At 30.8% G+C, this 2,150-nt stretch carries 3 protein-coding genes and 1 pseudogene; all 4 read right to left on the reverse strand.

Annotation, left to right across the window (positions count from 1 at the left end; translation table 11 throughout):
- Positions 1-634 (reverse strand): annotated as a pseudogene (locus tag DIU01_RS02775) (hypothetical protein); the annotation flags it as partial.
- A 1-nt stretch (position 635) separates the two neighbouring features.
- Positions 636-1,178, reverse strand: a complete 543-nt coding sequence (locus tag DIU01_RS02780; RefSeq protein ID WP_290831736.1) for a heme NO-binding domain-containing protein — start codon at positions 1,176-1,178, stop codon at positions 636-638.
- 1 nt (position 1,179) lies between these two features.
- Positions 1,180-1,593 carry a response regulator gene (locus DIU01_RS02785; protein WP_290831737.1) on the reverse strand — a complete coding sequence of 138 codons (414 nt, stop codon included), beginning with the start codon at positions 1,591-1,593 and terminating at the stop codon, positions 1,180-1,182.
- Positions 1,594-1,714: 121 nt separating this feature from the next.
- Positions 1,715-2,080: an MmcQ/YjbR family DNA-binding protein gene (locus DIU01_RS02790; protein ID WP_290831738.1), complete on the reverse strand. Its 366-nt coding sequence runs from the start codon at positions 2,078-2,080 to the stop codon at positions 1,715-1,717.
- Positions 2,081-2,150: the final 70 nt, after the last annotated feature.

The following is a 2,150-nucleotide window of genomic DNA, read 5'->3' on the forward strand; positions in this document are numbered from 1 at the left end:
CTGTTTCATAATGAATTCCATCGTGAACAAACGAAGAAAGTTTTTCGGCTGCTGGATTTCTTTTTAATAAAGTTCCATTCGTATCGATTCGAATTAACGGATCAGGATTTTGCATCGGAAAAAGCGCAATATCATGAATTTCTTTATTAGCTTGTTTTAATTTATTTTTTTGATTGTTTATTGTAGTTAATAATTCTTTTAACTCTTTAGAATTATTTTCTTGATTATTAAGCACATGAAGCAAGTCTAAAAGTGGATCATGCAGTGCAAAATCGTGTAATGTTATTTTTTTCTCTACTACATCGATCATCGATTGAAACCAAGGAGAACCTACAAACAATAAAGAATCATTAACCAACTCGAATTGTCCACGAAGTGAGATTTCGCTTTTTTTGCATTTAATTACTGATAGTTGGTTACTGTTAGATACTATTTCGTGAAAGGTTGGGCTTTCTAAATGTGGTCTACTAATTTCAAAACAACTTACAAAAGAAAAAGAGTTTTGAATTTCAGGACAAACTTTGGCTAAACTTTTACCAAAACTTTTTATTTTTAAATCTTTATCAATTAGAATATAAAATGGAAATAATCTGTTAAAATTATTTTCGTCAAACTTAAATTCTAATGCATCCATATTACCAATTTATTTTAAAGATTTCATGCGTGCTACCTTCATCACGTGTTTGAATTAATTCTAAAGCAACAGGCGTATTAAACATTTTTCCTAAACCTTGAATTAAACCACGAACAAATTCTTGCAATCCTTGTCTTTGAGAAAAATAATGCAAATTCAATCCGTGTTCCGTAATGTCACTTACTTTAAATTCGGGTGGCGTTAATTTTGGATAAATCAACATTACACGATTATGAAAGTTGGGTAAATTTACTAAAAAATCTCGTAAATTATCTCCTCCTGAATCCATTAAACCAGGATATTTTTCAGAAGTTGTTTTGATTACCCACCATTCTCCAAAAGCAATTAAAACATCGCCAACAGACATGTTCATTTCCTCTGAAACAGCAACAGCCAATTTAAAGGTAACATCATCATCATAAGGTTCGCTGCTTATAAAAAAATCTATATCGACGCCACTTCGCTCTTTGATTGCTTCCCATTTTTCTTCACCAAAATTGGCAATTACTAAATCTTCAATTGCTTTGTTTACTATTCCGTACATACTACTGCGAAATTAATTCGTTAGTACTCCAATATTCAACCATTTTTCTAACTCTTTCTACGTAATCGTCGTATTTTAATGGCTTTAAAACATAACCTGCGATACCTATTTTATAACATTCCAAGACATCTTTGTGATTGTTAGATGTTGTTAATATAATAGCTGGAATGTATTTTAAATAATCATCTGCCTTTAGTATCTGCAAAAATTCGATGCCGTTTATTTTCGGCATGTTCAAATCTAAAAAAATAACATCTGGAATTATTTCTTTATCTTTTAATATTGACAAAGCTTCTTCGCCATTATTAGCCTCAATGATTTTGTGATTCATTCCAAGTGTTTTTATAACTCGATTGAATTTCATTACTTCGATAGTATCGTCTTCTATTAAAAGAATGTTTAATGATTTGGTCATATTTGCTTAATTGTGAATTTATCCAACTTCAAATGTAACACAAAGCATATTGATTCGCTTGTTTTTTCGTTCGTCGAACTATAAGTGTAGACGAATGGTAGAAAAGTGTAGACGAATGGTTTTATTTTTCATTAATGTCGGCCTGTAGTTTTTTTGATAAACTTCTGAAAACCAAATCATAAGAATGATTTGTTAGTTCACACATCTGTTTATTAGAAACATCGCCGTTAAAATCGACTGTATTCCAATGAATTTTACTCATGTGATAACCCGGATTTATGGCTTCATATTCGGCTCGAAGTTCTAAAGCTTTTTCTGGATCACATTTTAAATTTAATGATGGAGTTCCTTTTTCCCATTCTTTTAAAGAAGTTAGACAAAACATTTTTCCACCAACTTTAAATACTAAAGTATCTTCATCAAACGGAAAATGTTCGGTTACACCTTTCTTGGACAAACAGAATTCGTAGAGTTGTTGAATGTTCATGTTTTTTAGTTTTTAGTCGCAGTTGTAAGTCGCAGCATTCTGAATACTGAGACTGAAAACTGAATACTAT

Origin of the sequence: Flavobacterium sp. (genome assembly GCF_003525665.1) — a bacterium.
Taxonomy (GTDB): Bacteria; Bacteroidota; Bacteroidia; order Flavobacteriales; family Flavobacteriaceae; genus Flavobacterium.